Annotated in this window: 14 protein-coding genes; 3 read left to right on the forward strand and 11 right to left on the reverse strand. The window is 70.6% G+C overall.

Annotated features, from left to right (window positions below; genetic code table 11):
• The first annotated feature begins 5 nt into the window (after positions 1-5).
• The 3 genes from BQ8420_RS30075 to BQ8420_RS30085 all read left to right on the forward strand — a co-directional run bounded on the left by BQ8420_RS30075 (position 6) and on the right by BQ8420_RS30085 (position 2,136).
• Positions 6-887 carry a 1,4-dihydroxy-2-naphthoate polyprenyltransferase gene (locus tag BQ8420_RS30075; RefSeq protein WP_087103728.1) on the forward strand — a complete coding sequence of 294 codons (882 nt, stop codon included), beginning with the start codon at positions 6-8 and terminating at the stop codon, positions 885-887.
• Positions 884-1,378, forward strand: coding sequence for an NUDIX hydrolase (locus BQ8420_RS30080; protein ID WP_087103730.1), 495 nt, complete (start codon positions 884-886; stop codon positions 1,376-1,378). The genes BQ8420_RS30075 and BQ8420_RS30080 overlap by 4 nt, the downstream gene beginning before the upstream one ends.
• 74 nt (positions 1,379-1,452) lie before the next feature.
• Positions 1,453-2,136, forward strand: a complete 684-nt coding sequence (locus tag BQ8420_RS30085) for a class I SAM-dependent methyltransferase (protein WP_087103732.1) — start codon at positions 1,453-1,455, stop codon at positions 2,134-2,136.
• A 51-nt stretch (positions 2,137-2,187) separates the two neighbouring features.
• On the opposite strand, the gene dapB is transcribed toward BQ8420_RS30085, so the two are convergent.
• The 11 genes from dapB to BQ8420_RS30140 all read right to left on the reverse strand — a co-directional run bounded on the left by dapB (position 2,188) and on the right by BQ8420_RS30140 (position 14,277).
• Entirely contained in the window at positions 2,188-2,931 is a 744-nt protein-coding gene (dapB, locus tag BQ8420_RS30090) for a 4-hydroxy-tetrahydrodipicolinate reductase (RefSeq protein ID WP_087103734.1), read from the reverse strand.
• A 44-nt stretch (positions 2,932-2,975) separates the two neighbouring features.
• Positions 2,976-3,950: an L-histidine N(alpha)-methyltransferase gene (gene egtD, locus BQ8420_RS30095; protein ID WP_087103736.1), complete on the reverse strand. Its 975-nt coding sequence runs from the start codon at positions 3,948-3,950 to the stop codon at positions 2,976-2,978.
• 23 nt (positions 3,951-3,973) lie between these two features.
• Entirely contained in the window at positions 3,974-4,744 is a 771-nt protein-coding gene (gene egtC, locus BQ8420_RS30100) for an ergothioneine biosynthesis protein EgtC (protein WP_087103738.1), read from the reverse strand.
• A complete protein-coding gene (egtB, locus tag BQ8420_RS30105) occupies positions 4,744-6,102 on the reverse strand; it encodes an ergothioneine biosynthesis protein EgtB (RefSeq protein WP_087103741.1) in 1,359 nt (452 codons plus the stop codon). Before egtB ends, egtC begins: the two co-directional genes overlap by 1 nt.
• Positions 6,099-7,352 (reverse strand): ergothioneine biosynthesis glutamate--cysteine ligase EgtA, encoded by a 1,254-nt coding sequence (gene egtA / locus BQ8420_RS30110; protein WP_087103743.1) that lies wholly within the window; start codon positions 7,350-7,352, stop codon positions 6,099-6,101. Before egtA ends, egtB begins: the two co-directional genes overlap by 4 nt.
• Positions 7,353-7,546: 194 nt before the next feature.
• The gene (locus BQ8420_RS30115; RefSeq protein WP_087103745.1) at positions 7,547-8,248 is read right to left on the reverse strand and encodes an arylamine N-acetyltransferase; all 702 of its coding nucleotides are present in this window, start codon (positions 8,246-8,248) and stop codon (positions 7,547-7,549) included.
• A 117-nt stretch (positions 8,249-8,365) separates the two neighbouring features.
• Positions 8,366-9,409 carry an ABC transporter ATP-binding protein gene (locus BQ8420_RS30120; RefSeq protein WP_087103747.1) on the reverse strand — a complete coding sequence of 348 codons (1,044 nt, stop codon included), beginning with the start codon at positions 9,407-9,409 and terminating at the stop codon, positions 8,366-8,368.
• Positions 9,406-10,428 (reverse strand): ABC transporter ATP-binding protein, encoded by a 1,023-nt coding sequence (locus tag BQ8420_RS30125; RefSeq protein ID WP_087103749.1) that lies wholly within the window; start codon positions 10,426-10,428, stop codon positions 9,406-9,408. The genes BQ8420_RS30120 and BQ8420_RS30125 overlap by 4 nt, the downstream gene beginning before the upstream one ends.
• Complete coding sequence (locus tag BQ8420_RS30130; protein ID WP_087103751.1) at positions 10,425-11,375, reverse strand: ABC transporter permease; 951 nt, start codon at positions 11,373-11,375, stop codon at positions 10,425-10,427. The genes BQ8420_RS30125 and BQ8420_RS30130 overlap by 4 nt, the downstream gene beginning before the upstream one ends.
• Positions 11,372-12,442 carry an ABC transporter permease gene (locus BQ8420_RS30135; RefSeq protein ID WP_087103753.1) on the reverse strand — a complete coding sequence of 357 codons (1,071 nt, stop codon included), beginning with the start codon at positions 12,440-12,442 and terminating at the stop codon, positions 11,372-11,374. The genes BQ8420_RS30130 and BQ8420_RS30135 overlap by 4 nt, the downstream gene beginning before the upstream one ends.
• On the reverse strand, positions 12,439-14,277 hold the full coding sequence (locus BQ8420_RS30140; RefSeq protein WP_087103755.1) for an ABC transporter substrate-binding protein: 1,839 nt from the start codon (positions 14,275-14,277) through the stop codon (positions 12,439-12,441). Before BQ8420_RS30140 ends, BQ8420_RS30135 begins: the two co-directional genes overlap by 4 nt.
• Between the last annotated feature and the right edge of the window lie 239 nt (positions 14,278-14,516).

A 14,516-nucleotide genomic window follows, 5' to 3' on the forward strand; every position in this document is an offset into this window, starting at 1 on the left:
GGCACGTGGCCACGGTCAGTGAATGGGTCTCGGGGCTGCGCCCCCGCACACTTCCGAACTCGATCGTGCCCGTGGCGGTGGGGAGCGCGCTGGCCTTCGCCTTGGACGGGTTCGTCTGGTGGAAGGCCCTTCTGGCGTTGGTGGTGTCGATGGCCCTGCAGGTGGGGGTGAACTTCGCCAACGACTACAGCGACGGGGTGAAGGGCACCGACACCGAGGAACGGACCGGGCCCACCCGGTTGACCGCCTCCGGGCTGGCCGCGCCCGAGCGGGTGCTGGCTGCGGCTTTGGGAAGCTTCGCGTTCGCCGGGCTCGTCGGTCTGGTGCTGGTGGCGACCACCTCGTGGTGGCTGCTGCTGGTCGGCGTGGCCGCGATCGCCGCCGCTTGGTACTACACCGGTGGCCGCACCCCCTATGGGTATCGGGGCCTGGGCGAGGTCTCGGTGTTCGTGTTCTTCGGTGTGGTGGCCGTGGTGGGCACCGTGTTCGTGCAACTGGAGTCGGCGCCCTGGCAGGCGTGGGTGGCGTCGGTACCGGTCGGGTTGTTGTCCTGCTCGGTGCTGGTGATCAACAACCTGCGCGACATCCCCACCGACACGGAGGCCGGGAAGGTCACCCTGGCGGTGCGTCTGGGCGAGACCGGTACCCGCCGCGTGTTCGCGGGGATGATCGTCGCCTCGTTCGTGTTCGCGTTGGCCCTGCTGCCGCTGTCCTGGTGGGTGCCGCTGGTGCTGTTGTCGGCTCCCTTGGCGGTGCCGCCGCTGCGCCGGGTGCTGGGCGGCCAGGTCGGCCGTGACCTGGTGCTGGGCCTGGGCGAGACTGGCAAACTCCAGATGGCCTTCGGCGTGTTGTTCTCGCTCGCCCTGGCTCTGGGCTCCCTCGGATGAGGGAACGGAGCGAAGAGGACTTCTTCGCGTCCCTGCCGGCCACCCGGGGATCGGCGGGAGCGCTCATTCGTTCGGTCGAGGGCGACGTGCTGCTCGTGCGGCGGGTGTACATGCCCGATCGGCCCTGGGGCATCCCCGGGGGGATCATGGAGGCCGAGGAGTCGCCCCTGACCGCGTGTCTGCGGGAGGTCACCGAGGAACTCGGGGTGTCGGCGTCGCCCCGGGCCCTGCTGGTGATGGACTGGGCGGCGCCCGCTCCGCCGCGCACCGCCGCCCTGCACTGGTTGTTCCGGGTGGAGGTGTCCTCGGAGGAGTTCGTCCTCCCCGAGGACGAACTGTCCGGGTGGGCCTGGGTACCGCCGCGGGAGCTGGACGAATACCTGGTCGGGGGTACGGCGCTCCGCATGATCGCCGGGGTCCACGTGGACGACCACACCGGAGTGCCCGTCTACCTGGAGAACGGACACTCCGTTCTGCCAGGAAGTATCTGAGCGTGCACCACATCGGACACATGTCCGGCTAGGATTCGCCTCCCAACCCGCATCATCAGGGAGAGACCACCGCCGTGCCGAGTGACCACACAGACCAACGTGACCTCGCCCCGGACCCCGTAGCGTGGGCCGAACGCCGCGCCGAGCAGGCCGAGGCCTTCGACGCCATCGGGGAACGCTACGAAGAGGCGTTCCCGAACAAGGAGGGGCAGGAGGCCTGCGTCCGACGTCTGCTGGACTCCCTCCCCCAAGGAGCGCACGTCCTGGACCTGGGATCGGGGACCGGCCTGCCGACCGCCCTCCAACTGGTCAACGCCGGTGCCCGGGTGACCGGTTTCGAGATCTCCGAACGCATGTTGGAACTGGCCCGCGTCAACGTCCCGGGGGCGGAGTTCCGTCAGGCCGACATCATGGACCTGGACCCGGTCGAGACGTCCTACGACGCCATCGTGGCGTTCTTCTCGCTGCTGTGCCTGCCCAAGAACCGCATCGCCCTGGCCTTGGGCCGTGTGCGCGCCTCCCTGGCCCCGGGCGGCCTTTTGTGCCTGTCCATGGTGGAGTCCGACCTCGACGACGAGCCGATCCCGTTCCTGGGTTCGGCGATCCGCGTGTCGGGCTACCCCCGGGACGAGCTGCGCGAGGTGGTCACCAACGCCGGGCTGGTCATCGAGGACGAGCGTGTGGTCACCTTCGAGCCGACGGACCCCGACGCCCGACCCGAGGTACAGCTCTTCTTCACCTGCCGCCGCGGCGCCTGAACACGTGAAGGGGGCCGCCCACCGGGCGGCCCCCTTCGAGAACGGGTGCGGCTAGTCCAGGCCCAGGATGGGCTCCAGGCCCAGAGTCAGGGCGTCGGGCAGGTCCGCGGCGCGGCGCACGCCGAGCAGGACGCCCGGCATGAACGAGGCGCGGTTCATCGAGTCGTGGCGGATCTTCAGGGTCTCGCCGTCGGTGCCGAACACCACTTCCTGGTGGGCGATCAGACCCTGGATGCGCAGCGCGTGGACGCGAACGCCCTCCACGTCGGCGCCGCGGGCGCCCGGGATCTCGGAGGTGGTGGCGTCCGGCATCGGCTCGCTGCCGGCCTCGCGACGGGCCTCGGCGACCAGTTCGGCCGTCCGGTAGGCCGTGCCGCTGGGCGCGTCGGCCTTGTTCGGGTGGTGCAGCTCGATGATCTCGGTGGAGTCGAAGTAGGGCGCGGCCTTCTTCGCGAAGTGCATCATCAGCACCGCGGCGATACCGAAGTTCGGGGCGATGAGCACCTTCGCACCCGGCTTCGCGTCCTGCATCGCGCGGATGCTCGCCAGCTTCGTCTCGTCGAAACCACTGGTGCCGACGACGGCGTGGACGCCGTTGTCGATCAACCACCGCAGGTTGTCCATCACCACGTCGGGGTGGGTGAAGTCGACGACGTAGTCGGCCCCCAGCACCGCTTCACGGTCGTCGCCGGCGTCCACGCCCGCGACGAGTTCCATGTCGTCGGCGGCCTGAACCGCTTTGACGACCTCTGACCCCATGCGCCCATCGGCGCCGAAAACTCCTACCTTGAACACGGGACGAGCGTACCGGAATCCGGGGCGCGAGGTCGGCGGACGCCTCAGCGGGCGGTGGACAGGTTGAGGGAGAAGTCGCCGGCCGGGTCGGTCCACCAATGGGTGAGGGTGAACCCCGCGGTGTCCAGTTCCCGGGTGAGTCCTTCGCGGCGGAACTTGGCGGAGATCTCGGTGCGCATCTCTTCGCCGGGCTCGAAGACGACCTCCAGGTCGAGGTCGGCCACACGGACGCGCTGACGGGTCCGGGCGCGCAGGCGCATCTCGATCCACTCGTGCTCGGCGTTCCACACGGCCAGGTGGTCGAAGGCCGTCGGGTCGAAGTCGCCGCCCAGCCGCCGGTTGATCACGGACAGGACGTTGCGGTCGAACGCGGCGGTGACGCCTTGGGCGTCGTCGTAGGCGGCGACCAGGCGCGCCGGATCCTTGACCAGGTCGGCGCCGAGCAGGAGCGTGTCGCCGGGGTCGAGCGCTCCGCGGACGTCGCGCAGGAACACGGCGCGTTCGGCGGGCGCCTGGTTGCCGATGGTGGATCCCAGGACGGCGAGCATCCTGCGACCGTCGTGTTCGCCGACCGGCAGCAGGCCCAGGTGTTGTTCGAAGTCGCCGACCACGGCGTGCACGTCCAGGCCCGGATGATCGTCGGCGACCCGTCGGGCGGAGTCCGCGAGGAAGTCACCGCTGACGTCGACGGGGACGAAGTGCTTCAGGGGACCGTGGCGGCCCAGGGCGTCGAGCAGCAGCCGGGTCTTGACCCCAGACCCGGATCCGAGCTCGATGAGGGTGACGGCGTCGGCGGCCCGGGCGATCTCGTCGGAGCGTCGTTCGAGGATGGCGCGTTCGGCGCGGGTCGGGTAGTACTCGGGCAGCCGGGTGATGTCCTCGAACAGGGCGCTCCCGTGTTCGTCATAGAACCACTTGGGCGGGAGCCGTTTGGGATGGGCGGTGAGGCCTTCGGCGACGTCGTCGCGCAGGGCTTTGTCGAGGTCGTCCGCGGTGAGGTTTCGGTCGATCCGGAACATGCTGTCTCCTGTTTCCCCGCTGGTCAGCCGATCGGCCGGACGTCGGTGTGTTCGCGGGTGGCGACCACCACCGATTCCTCGGGCACCTCCCGCCAGCCGCGCCCCTCGTCGAAGGGTTCGGAGGCCAGGAAGACCTCGTCGCCCTCCCCCGCCGCGCGTCCTGGTCGACGCAGGGTGAACAGGGTGTCCCCGGCGGTCGTGCCGACGATCATCCCGCCGTCCCCGGCCAGCAGGTTGTAGCGGCCGCGGGAGTGTTCACGGGCGTGACGCACCACTGCGGCCAGGGCACCGGACAGGTCGCCGGAGGCCCGCCACAGGCGCAGTGTGCGTGCGAACAGTGGGGCCGAGTCCACCGGGGAACGGGCGTCCAGCGCCCCCGAGGGCATCGGGGAACCGAGCGCGGCGGCCACCGCCTCGTCGTCCTCGACGGCCCCGTTGTGGCTGAACAGCAGCCGGTCGGCGCGGAAGGGCTGGGCTCCGGACTCCTCCGAGCCGAAGCCGATGGTGGCGTCGCGCACGGCCGCGACCACGCACCCGGAGGTGATGGCGCGGGCCGCATCGGCGAAGGACGCGTCTCCCCAGATGGGCATGGCCCTGCGGTAGCGCAGGGGCTCCGCCGGCTCACCCGTCCCGGTTTCGGTCGGGTACCAGCCGACTCCGAACCCATCGGCGTTGACGGTGCCGTACCGCTGACGGCGGGGCGCCCAGGACTGGACGCACAGTGAGTGGGGCGCCGCGTACAGCAGCTCGTGCAGAGTGCGCGGCGGCCCCAGGTAGGCGAGATGACGGCACATCAGTCGCGGTCCGCGTCGCGTGCGCAGCGGAACCCGCTGAAGATCTGCCGTCGGATCGGGTGATCCCAGTTGCGGAAGGTGGAGCGCACGGCGGTGTGGTGGGTGGCCCAAGAGCCCCCGCGCAGCACTTTGTAGCCGTCGTCGAAGAAGACCTCCGAGTACTCGGGGTAGGGGAAGGCGTGAAAGCCCGGGTAGCCGTGGAAGGTGGTGGAGGTCCACTCCCAGACACCGCCGACGAGCTGACGCACCCCCAGCGGGGAGGCGCCGTCGGGGTGGGCGTCCACGGGCGCGGGACCGAGCCGGCGTCGGCCGAGGTCGGCGTGGCGCGGTTCGGGTTCGGCGTCGCCCCAGGGGAAACGGTGGGAGCGTCCGGTGGCGGGGTCGTACCGGGCCGCCTTCTCCCACTCGGCCTCGGTGGGCAGTCGTTTGCCCGCCCAGCGGGCATAGGCCTCGGACTCGTGGAAGCTCACGTGCTGAACGGGCTCGTTCGGCGGTACGTCCTCGCGGCGACCGAAACGACGTCGGGTCCAGCGACCGTCCTCCAGGGCCCAGAAGGCCGGGGCCACGGCGTCCCTCGCGCAACGCCACTCCCAACCGTCCCGGCTCCACCAGCGGGGATTCCGGTAACCGCCGTCGCCGATGAACTCCTGATAGGCGGCGTTGGTCACGGGGGTGGTGTCGATCCAGAAGGCGGCCAGGTCGACCGTACGCGCGGGGCGTTCGTTGTCGAAGGACCATGGGTCGTCGTCGGTGCCCAAGGTGAAGGGGCCTGCCGGAACCAGGACCTCCCGGGCCCGGGGCGGGCTGACCGGCGCGGAGACGGGCGCTTCCTCCAGCAGGACGGGAGCTCCGCGCCGCAGCTGGTGGGTGGCGAGCATGGTCTCCCCGTGCATGAACTCGTGTTGGACGACCATGTGGAAGACGAAGCCCGCCTCCAGCAGGGAGGACGGCCCCGAGGGGGCGGTCCGGTCGGGCGTCGTCGGCGAAGGCGCGGACAGGTCGGCGCTCTCCAGGGTGTCGAGGACCTCTCGCCGCACCCGCGCGTTGTACTCGCTCGCCTCGTCGGGGCGCAGCAGCGGCAGGGTGACCCGGTCCGCGCGCGGGTTCTCGAAGGCGTCGTAGAGCCCGTCGATGTCCGGGCGCAGGGCCCGGCGTCGGCCGGCGGCCCGTAGCAGCCACTGTTCCTCGTAGTTGCCGATGTGCGCCAGATCCCAGACCAGGGGCGACATCAACGGTGAGTGCTGGGCGAGCAGTTCGGACTCGTCGAGCGCGTCGATGGTCAGCTCGTTGCTGTGCCGCCTGCTGTGGTCGAGTTCGGCGGCGATGCGTTCCTTGACTCGTTCCTGTTCGTGGCTCACGACGAACCTCCGGGATGGGCGAGGCGTGGTTCGGGCACCTGGACGGTGGTGTCGGCGGGGCACAGGCCGCGTCGAACGTAGTGGTCGGCGTACTCGTCGACGAGTGCGGCCAGGGCGGCCGCGCCCATGCGGGGCAGGGCCTCCACGGCGGCGTCGAAGCAGGTCCGCGCGCACGCGGCGACCTCGGCGTCCTCCGGCCCCAGACGGGCGGAGCGCAGCCACAGCGTGGGTGTGGGCGCGGCGCCGCGGCACAGGCGTTCGGTGGCCTCCTCGGCGGTGGCCCTGGCCCGTGGGTCCTCGGTCAGGGCGGCGGCGAGCGCCACCGGGACCGGCCACCAGCGCAGGGGCACGGTGTCGATCATGCGCAGTTCCCACCAGCCGCGCGGGCGGATGGGGGGAAACAGGGTGCTCAGATGGAATTCCAGGTCGTCGAGGGTCATCGAACGCGGCCCCCGTCCGTCGACCCAGTCGGCCAGGGTGATTCCCGGATCGGCGATCCACTCACCGCCCCCGCCGGAGATCTCCGACAGGGCCATCACCCGCGCCCCCAGGGCGTACTCGGCCCAGGCGGTGGCCGGGTCGGTACCGGTGCCCGGTTCCAGGACGGGTCGGGTGCGGGTGGCGTCGGTGGCCGCCCAGATGGCCCACCTGGTGGACTTCCAGCCGGTGGGGCGTCCTCGCCAGACGGCCGAGTCGGCGAAGGCCGCGACCAGCACGGGGCCGAGGCGGTGCAGGAATTCCCAGCGTCCGCGGAGGTCGGCGGCGTCCGCACCGTTGTCCAGGCACACCTGGATGGACGCGGTACTGCACATCATGGTGCGGCCACTGGCGTGACGGTGCCCGTCGAAGAAACGCTCCATCGCCGTGTAACGGGGGGTTCGGAGCTGACGTGCGGGCGGTCGTACGGGGTCGAGAGCGGTCTCGGCCAGGTACAGTCCGGCGTCCGCGAGCGTCTTCTCGATATGCCGTAGGTCGACGGCGAGGGCCTCGTGGGCCCGGGCCGGCCCCGGCAGCGCCGGTGAGCTGAGCTCGATCTGGCCGCCCGGTTCGAAGGTGATCCGGCTTCCCGCGGGCGGGGGGCCACAGGCCTCCACGAGCTCCGCGAGACGGTCGATGGCGACGGGCGCGGTGGGTCTTTCAGGGTCGATGACGAGCCATTCGGTCTCGGCTCCGACCTTGCCCGGAGGGCCGGTCTTGAAGCAGATCCCGTTGATGTACTCGTGAACGTCTTCCGTGGTCATGCGGGACATGGGCTGACTCCCTCGGAGTGACACCTCCAAGGTCCTGCCCGGGGATCCGCGACGGTGAACATGTGCGATCACCCAACCGGGTCGAGGGCGGCCGGGCGGGCGTTTCGACCCGGACCCGGCACCCCCGCCGGCCACACGCTTCTCGTGCGGTCGGGATCCGAGCCGATTCCGACACCCGCATAATGTGATGCCTGTCACATTCCGAGAAAGCCGCGCACCCGTTCCTCGACCACCTCTCGTTCCCGCTGGTCGAGGTGGATGCCGAAGACCTCGTGCAGCACCTTCCCCACCTCCTCCACCCGCAACTCGCGCACCTCCCGTTCCGGCCCGGCGCCGCCCGGGTCCTTCCGGTCCAGCCGCAGGTCCCAACCGTCCTGGGAGGTCTGGTGTCCGTCCACGAAGGGGAAGGGCTCCAACGGGCCGCCCCCACCGAAACCGACGTCCACCAGCCACGACGCACCCTCCAGGTCCACCCGCGACAGGGCGTGCGTGGAAGGACGGGGGCGCCCGTCTCCGCCCATCAGCACCCGGGCGCTGAACGCGGTGAGCGTGAACCCGAGCCGGTCCAGGACCGCGGCCAGCAACAGGTTCTGCTCGTAGCAATAGCCGCCCCGGTGGTGGTGGACCATCTTGTCCGTCAGGGACGGCACGTCCAGCGGGACGGGACGGTCCAGCAGCAACTGGAGATTCTCGAAGGGGATCGCCGCGAGATGGGCGCGGTGCACCGCGGTGAGGGTGTCCAGGGTCGGCGGCAGATCGGCGGGCAGGCCCACCCTGTCCAGGTAGGCGTCCAGATCCAGGTCGGCGCCGTGCCAGAAGTCGCGGTCGGTGAACACGGGCCCGGGTGGTGGCGCGGGGTCCCGTGGTCCGAGCGTGGTCTTCTCGGTGGTCGACATGCTCGTGCCAACGGCGCGGGCGGTTCCCCTGTTCCGCGTCGGTGGGGTCTCCCCCCGGCCGCAACCGGCCGGGGGGGGGAGGAGGTGTCGGATCGCGAAACCCGGAGACGTCCGCGGTCAGGTGGCCTGTTCGGGCAGGCGGCCGGACTCGTCGACGGCCGCCCAGTGACAGGCCACCCGACGCTCGGCCCCTCCGCTCAGGATCGCGGGGTCCACGCTCGTGCACAGGTCGGCCACCCCGGCCCGTTCTGCCGCACCAGAGGACAGGACCGGGCAGCGCGGGTGGAAACGGCACCCCGAGGGCACCTGCTTGGGGTCCGGCGGCTCGCCGCTGAGCACCACCGGCCCCTCGTCCACCCCGGAGTCGGGCAACACCGACAACAGGGCGCGCGTGTACGGGTGGGCGGGCGAGGCCAGCACCTCCTCCACCGTGCCCAGCTCCACCACCCGACCCAGGTACATCACTGCCACCCGGTCGGCGATGTTCCAGGCCAGGCCGAGGTCGTGTGTGGCCACCAGGGCGGACAGCCCCAGTTCGTCGCGCAGTTCCAGCAGCAGGCGCAGGATCTCGCCGCGCACCGAGGCGTCCAGGGACGCCACCGGCTCGTCGGCCACCAGCACCTCGGGGTCCAGGACCAGGGCCCCGGCGATCACCACGCGCTGGCGCTGCCCTCCCGACAGCTCGTGCGGGTAGCGGGACAGGAAGCGTTCGGGTGGCCGCAGCCCGGCACGGGACAGCGCCCGTTCCACCCGCTCCAACTCGTCGACGGCGGTGCCCTCGTGGACGCGCAGCCCCTCGACCACCGACTCGTACACGGTGCGCCGCGGGTTGAGCGAACCCATCGGGTCCTGCTGCACCAACTGCACCCGACGCCGGTAGGCGCGCAGGTCACGAGACCGATAACGCAGCGGCTCACCCTCGAACAGCACCCGGCCGGCGGTGGGCCGTTCCAGCCCGAGGAGGGTGCGGGCCAGGGTGGTCTTGCCGCAGCCCGACTCCCCGACCAGGGCCACGATCTCCCCCGGCGCGACCTCCAAGTGGACGCCGTCCACGGCACGGGCGGTGCCACGGCCTCCGCCCGGAGCGAACCCGGCGGTGAAGGCCACCTCCACGGACTCGGCCCGTAGAACGGGCGGGCGGGGGGCGGTGTCGGCGCTCAACGGCTCGTCTCCTCTGCGCTGGTCTCCTTCACGAGCGGCCCCGGGCCCACGTGCACGCACGCCGCGTACCGGTCGGCGTTTCCGTCGGCGCCGGAGTGGACCGGCCACAGGGGCGGATCGACGCTGGCGCACACCGACTCGACCACGGCGCACCGAGGTCGGAACACACAACCCGACGGAGGGTCGGCCGGATCCGGCGGATCGCCCGGAAGCCCGCGTGGAGCCAACCGGGAGGCGGGGTCGCCGATCTTGGGGAAGGCGGCGCTGAGCGCGCTCGCGTACGGGTGGGCGGGCCGGTGCACCACGTCCCGCGCCGGCCCCTCCTCCACGATCCGACCGGCGTACATGACCGCGAGCCGGTCGCAGGTGGCGGCCAGCACGGACAGGTCGTGGCTGATCATCAGCATGCCGATGCCGGTCTCCTCGACCAATCCGCGCAGCAGCGCGAGGATCTGCGCCTGGATCATGACGTCCAGGGCGGTGGTGGCCTCGTCGGCGATGATCAGACGCGGTTCGCAGGCCAGGGCCATCGCGATCATCACCCGCTGGCGTTGTCCCCCGGACAGCTGGTGGGGATAGTCCCGGGTGCGGGAGACGGGCAGGCCCACCTGTTCCAGGAGTTCGGTGACCCGGGCATCGACCCGGTCCGGCTTCACGGTCCGGTGCAGCAGGAGGGGCTCGGCGATCTGGTCGCCGATCCGCTTGACCGGGTTGAGGGAGTGCATGGCCCCCTGGAAGACCACCGAGGCGCCGACCCAGCGCACGGCGCGCAGGCGCCCCCACTTCATCTCCAGGACGTTCTCGCCTTCGAGCAGGATGTCCCCGGTGACGCGGGCGGTGGCCGGCAGCAGGCGCAGCAGCGCCAGGGCCACGGTGGACTTGCCGCTGCCGGACTCCCCCGCCACACCGAGGGTGTCACCGGGGTCCAGGGACAGGTTCACGCCGCGTACCGCGGGGATCTCGCCCCCGCTGGTCGTGTAGGTGACGCGCAGGTCCCGGACGTCGAGAAGGCCGCTCATCCGGCTCCTCCCCTCAGTCGTGGATTGATGACGGACTCGACCGCGCGCCCGCACAGGGTGAAGGACAGCGCGACCACGGCGATGGCCAGGCCGGGCGGGACGATGTACCACCAGATCCCGGCGCTGATCGCCCCGGAGGTGCGGGCGGCCTGGAGGATGCCGCCCCAGGAGATGGTGGTGGGATCGCCCATGCCCAGGAAGGCGAGGGTGGACTCGGCGATGATGGAGGTGGCCACCAGCAGGGTGGTCTGGGCGAGCACCACCGGCATGACGTTCGGCAGCACGTGCCAGCCCATGACGTGGGCGTGACCGCCGCCGAGGGCGCGGGCGCGTTCCACGTAGGGTCGGGCTTCCACCGCCAGGGTCTGGGCGCGCACCAGTCGCGCCGTGGGCGGCCAGACGGTGAGCCCGATGGCGAGGATGATGGTGCCGGTGCCTCGCGGCAGGACCGCGGCCAGGGCCACCGCCAGGACCAGGGTGGGCAACACCAGGAACCAGTCGGTGACGCGCATGATCACCGAGGAGACGATGCGTCCGCCCACCCCGCCGGAGGACCCGAAGTGCCCGGCGGTGATGCCGGCCAGGGTGCCCAGGGTGACGGAGACGAACGTGGCCAGCAGACCGACCGTCAACGAGACGCGCGCGCCCCAGATGATCAGATCCAGGATCGAACGACCGAAGTTGTCGGTGCCCAGCGGGTATTCGAAGCCGGGGGGCTGGTAACTGTCGCCCGGTGCGCCGGTGATGGTCAGGTGGGCCTGGTCGACGAACAGCGGCGCGGTCAGGGCGAGCACGCCGATCGTGAGCAGCGAGGCCAGACCGAACAGGCCGGCGCGGTTGCGCGCGTAGTCGCGGGCGAACCGGCCCAGGGCCTCACGGCGCCGTTTCCGGGCCAGGGCACGGGGCGAGAGCGCCGTGCCGAGACCGGGTTCGGTGGGGGCGCTCATGGGCGCACCCGGGGGTCGAGAAGCGGATACACCAGGTCGGCCAGGAGGTTCATGAGGATCACCGAGGCCGCGAAGACCACGAACAGCCCTTGGACGAGGCCGAGGTCGGGGACTTCCAGGCCGGAGTAGAAGAGTTGGCCCAGGCCGGGCCAGGAGAAGACCGTCTCGACCAGGATCACCCCGGACACGACCTGTCCGAGGTTGAGGAAGATGAGGGTGACGGTGGGCAGCAGGGCGTTGGGCACGGCGTGCCTGCGCCTGACGAGGACGTCGCGCAGCCCCTTGGCGCGGGCGGTGGTCAGGTAGTCCGCCCCCTTCTCGTCCATGAGGGAGGAACGCATGATCATCAGGTACTGGGCGTAGATGACGGCCACCATGGTGGTGACCGGCAGGACCATGTGCTGGACGGTGCTCAGCGCGCGTTCCACCGGCCCGGTCAGGCCCGGGTCGACCATGCCGCCGGTCGGGAACAGGCCGGGCATGAAGCCGCGGCCGGAGGCCAGCAGGACGATGAGGAGCAGGCCGAGCCAGAACGTGGGCACCGACCAGAAGAACAGCGCGACGGCGGTGTTGACCCGGTCGCCGCGCCCACCGGGATTCCAACCGGCTCGTGCCCCCAGGAACAGGCCGAGCAGGGCGGCGATGATCGTGCCGGTGCCGGCGAGCAGGAGTGTCGGCCCCAGGCGTTCCAGGATGAGGTCGACGACCGGTTCGCGGTACTGGAAGGACACGCCCAGATCGAGGTGGAGCAGCCCCTCGGCGTAGTCGAGGAACTGCCGCCACACGGGTTGGTCGAGGCCGAACTGGCGGCGCAGTTCCTCGCGCTGTTCGGCGGTGACCTCGCGTCCCTCCGTCATGGCGCGGACGGGATCGCCGGGCAGGATCCGGAAGAGGAAGAACCCGGCGACGATCACGGCGAACAGGGAAACGGCCGCGGTCAGCAGGCGGCCGAACACGTAGGCGATGACCCGTTGTGCCCGGCCCCCACCCCCGGGGGCCGCCGGGGCGGGGAGCTCGTCCGTCCCCGCCCCGTCCGGTCCGTCCGCCTCGGTGGGCGTGGTCGTCACTCGCGGTCCTCCACGGTGGAGCGGTTACGGAAGAACAGGAAGGCGCCACCGGCCAGCAGGACGAGGACCACGGCGCCGATGCCGATGCCCACCCCGGTGGAGATCCCACCGCTGTTCGCGGCGGAGCCGCCTTCCGCGGGCTGGGCGGACCACCAGGCCCAGTAGCCGTCCTGGCCCCAGATGTTGCCGCCCTCGGTCGGCTCCAGCTGGATGCTCTCGATCTGGTCGGTCCGGTAGGCCTCCATGATGTTCGGGTAGGCCAGGACGTTGACCACGGCCTCCCGGTACAGGATCTCCTGCAACTGGTGGACGATCTCGGCGCGGGCCTCGTGGTCGTACTCGCTCAGCTGCGCCTCGTAGAGCTCGTCGTACTCCTCGTCGCAGAAGTAGGCGTCGCCCTGCATGGTGCCCGGTTCGGTGGGCAGCCCGTCGCAGGTGTGGATGCTGAACACGTAGTCGGGGTCGGGGTTGACCGTCCACCCGGTGAAGATGAGGTCGTACTCGGCGTCGTAGAGGGCGTCGCTCAGGATGCCCGGGTCGACGGTCTGGTTGTCGATCTCGATGCCGATGTCGGCGAGGCGCTCGGTGATGACCTGTCCGGCCTGGACGTTGTCCGGGCGGTCGGAGTGGACGTGCATGCGCAGTTCGAGGCGGTCGCCGTCGGGCGAGACGCGCACGCCGTCGTCGCCCCTGTCGTAGCCGGCCTCGTCGAGCATCTCGTTGGCGGCGTCCGGGTCGAAGTCGAGGATGGCCTCCTCGCCCTCGGGCGACCAGTGGAAGTCGGTGTAGCGCGGCGGGATGTAGCCGCCGGCCGCGACGGCCTGTCCGTTGGCGCCCTGTTGGACGATCTCCTCGTTGTCGATGCCCATGACGATGGCCTGGCGCAGGGTCAGGTCCTGGAGTGCGGGGTGTCCGTCACCGAACGCCTCGCCGTCCTGGGTCTCGGCGCCCGGGTTGATGGTGAAGGCCTGGAACCGCTTGCCGTCGGCGATGTTGACGGCGATGTCGTCGGTCGACTCCAGGGAGGTGGCCTGGGCGTCGGTCAGTTCGTAGACGAAGGAGACCTCTCCGCTGCGCAGCGCCTCGACGGCGGCGTCCTTCTCGGAGTAGTAGCGGAAGTACAGCTCGTCGAAGCCGGGGGCGCCGCGCCAGTGCTCGGGGTTGGCCTCCAGCCGGATGTGCTCGCCGCGGGCGTGCTCGGTGAGGACGAAGGGTCCACTGCCGACGGTGGGGAAGTCGTCGCCGGCGTAGTCGGAGAAGTCCTCGCCCTCCTCCTCCACGATCGGTTCCCAGACGTGCCGGGGCACGATCGGGACGTTGAGCGCGGTCATGGTGGCCTGGGGTTCGCTCAGTTCGATGACGACGGTCTGGTCGTCCTCGGCGGTGACCTCCTCGAACCCGGCGACGTAGTTGCCGGAGGCGATGGAGGCGGCGTCGTTCTCCATGATGGTGGTGAACGTCCACACGACGTCGTCGGCGGTGAGCTGCTCGCCGTCGGTGAAGTAGGCGTCGTCACGGAGGTTGAAGGTCCAGGTCAGACCGTCGTCGGAGGAGTCCCAGCTCTCCGCGAGGGAGGGCGCGGGCTCGTTGGTCTCCGGGTCGACCGTCACGATGCTGTCGTAGACGTGTCGGAGGATGTTGGTGGTGACGGCCAACTGCGCCGTGAAGGGGTTGAACGAGTCCACCTGCTGGGCGATGGCCACGGTGAGGGTGTTCGCGTCGGTTTCCTCGGCCGCCGCGGGTACCGCGGACAGGCCCCCGACCAGGATCAGCGCGCCTGTGGAGGCCACTGTCCGTCGAAGAAGGGTGCCTGAGGGAGGTCGGTGCTGTGTCATGACGGCCCCTGTCGGTTCATCGTGGGGTGGTGGCCAGGCCACCTGGGGGTGGTTGGTTGTCTACCAACAGGTTGTGAGGAGCGTCAATCATCTCCGAGGTGAGGCGGGATATCGCAACACATTCGACTCCTACCCCGGGAATCAGGGACGTTTCGCGGGGCCCGAGTGACGAAAGTGCCCCCAACGGTCGACCGAAAACCAAACTCCGATTCGCGGCGAATAGTCGACTTCCGCTACGG

The organism is Nocardiopsis sp. JB363, assembly GCF_900143625.1.
In the GTDB taxonomy this organism is placed as follows: domain Bacteria; phylum Actinomycetota; class Actinomycetes; order Streptosporangiales; family Streptosporangiaceae; genus Nocardiopsis.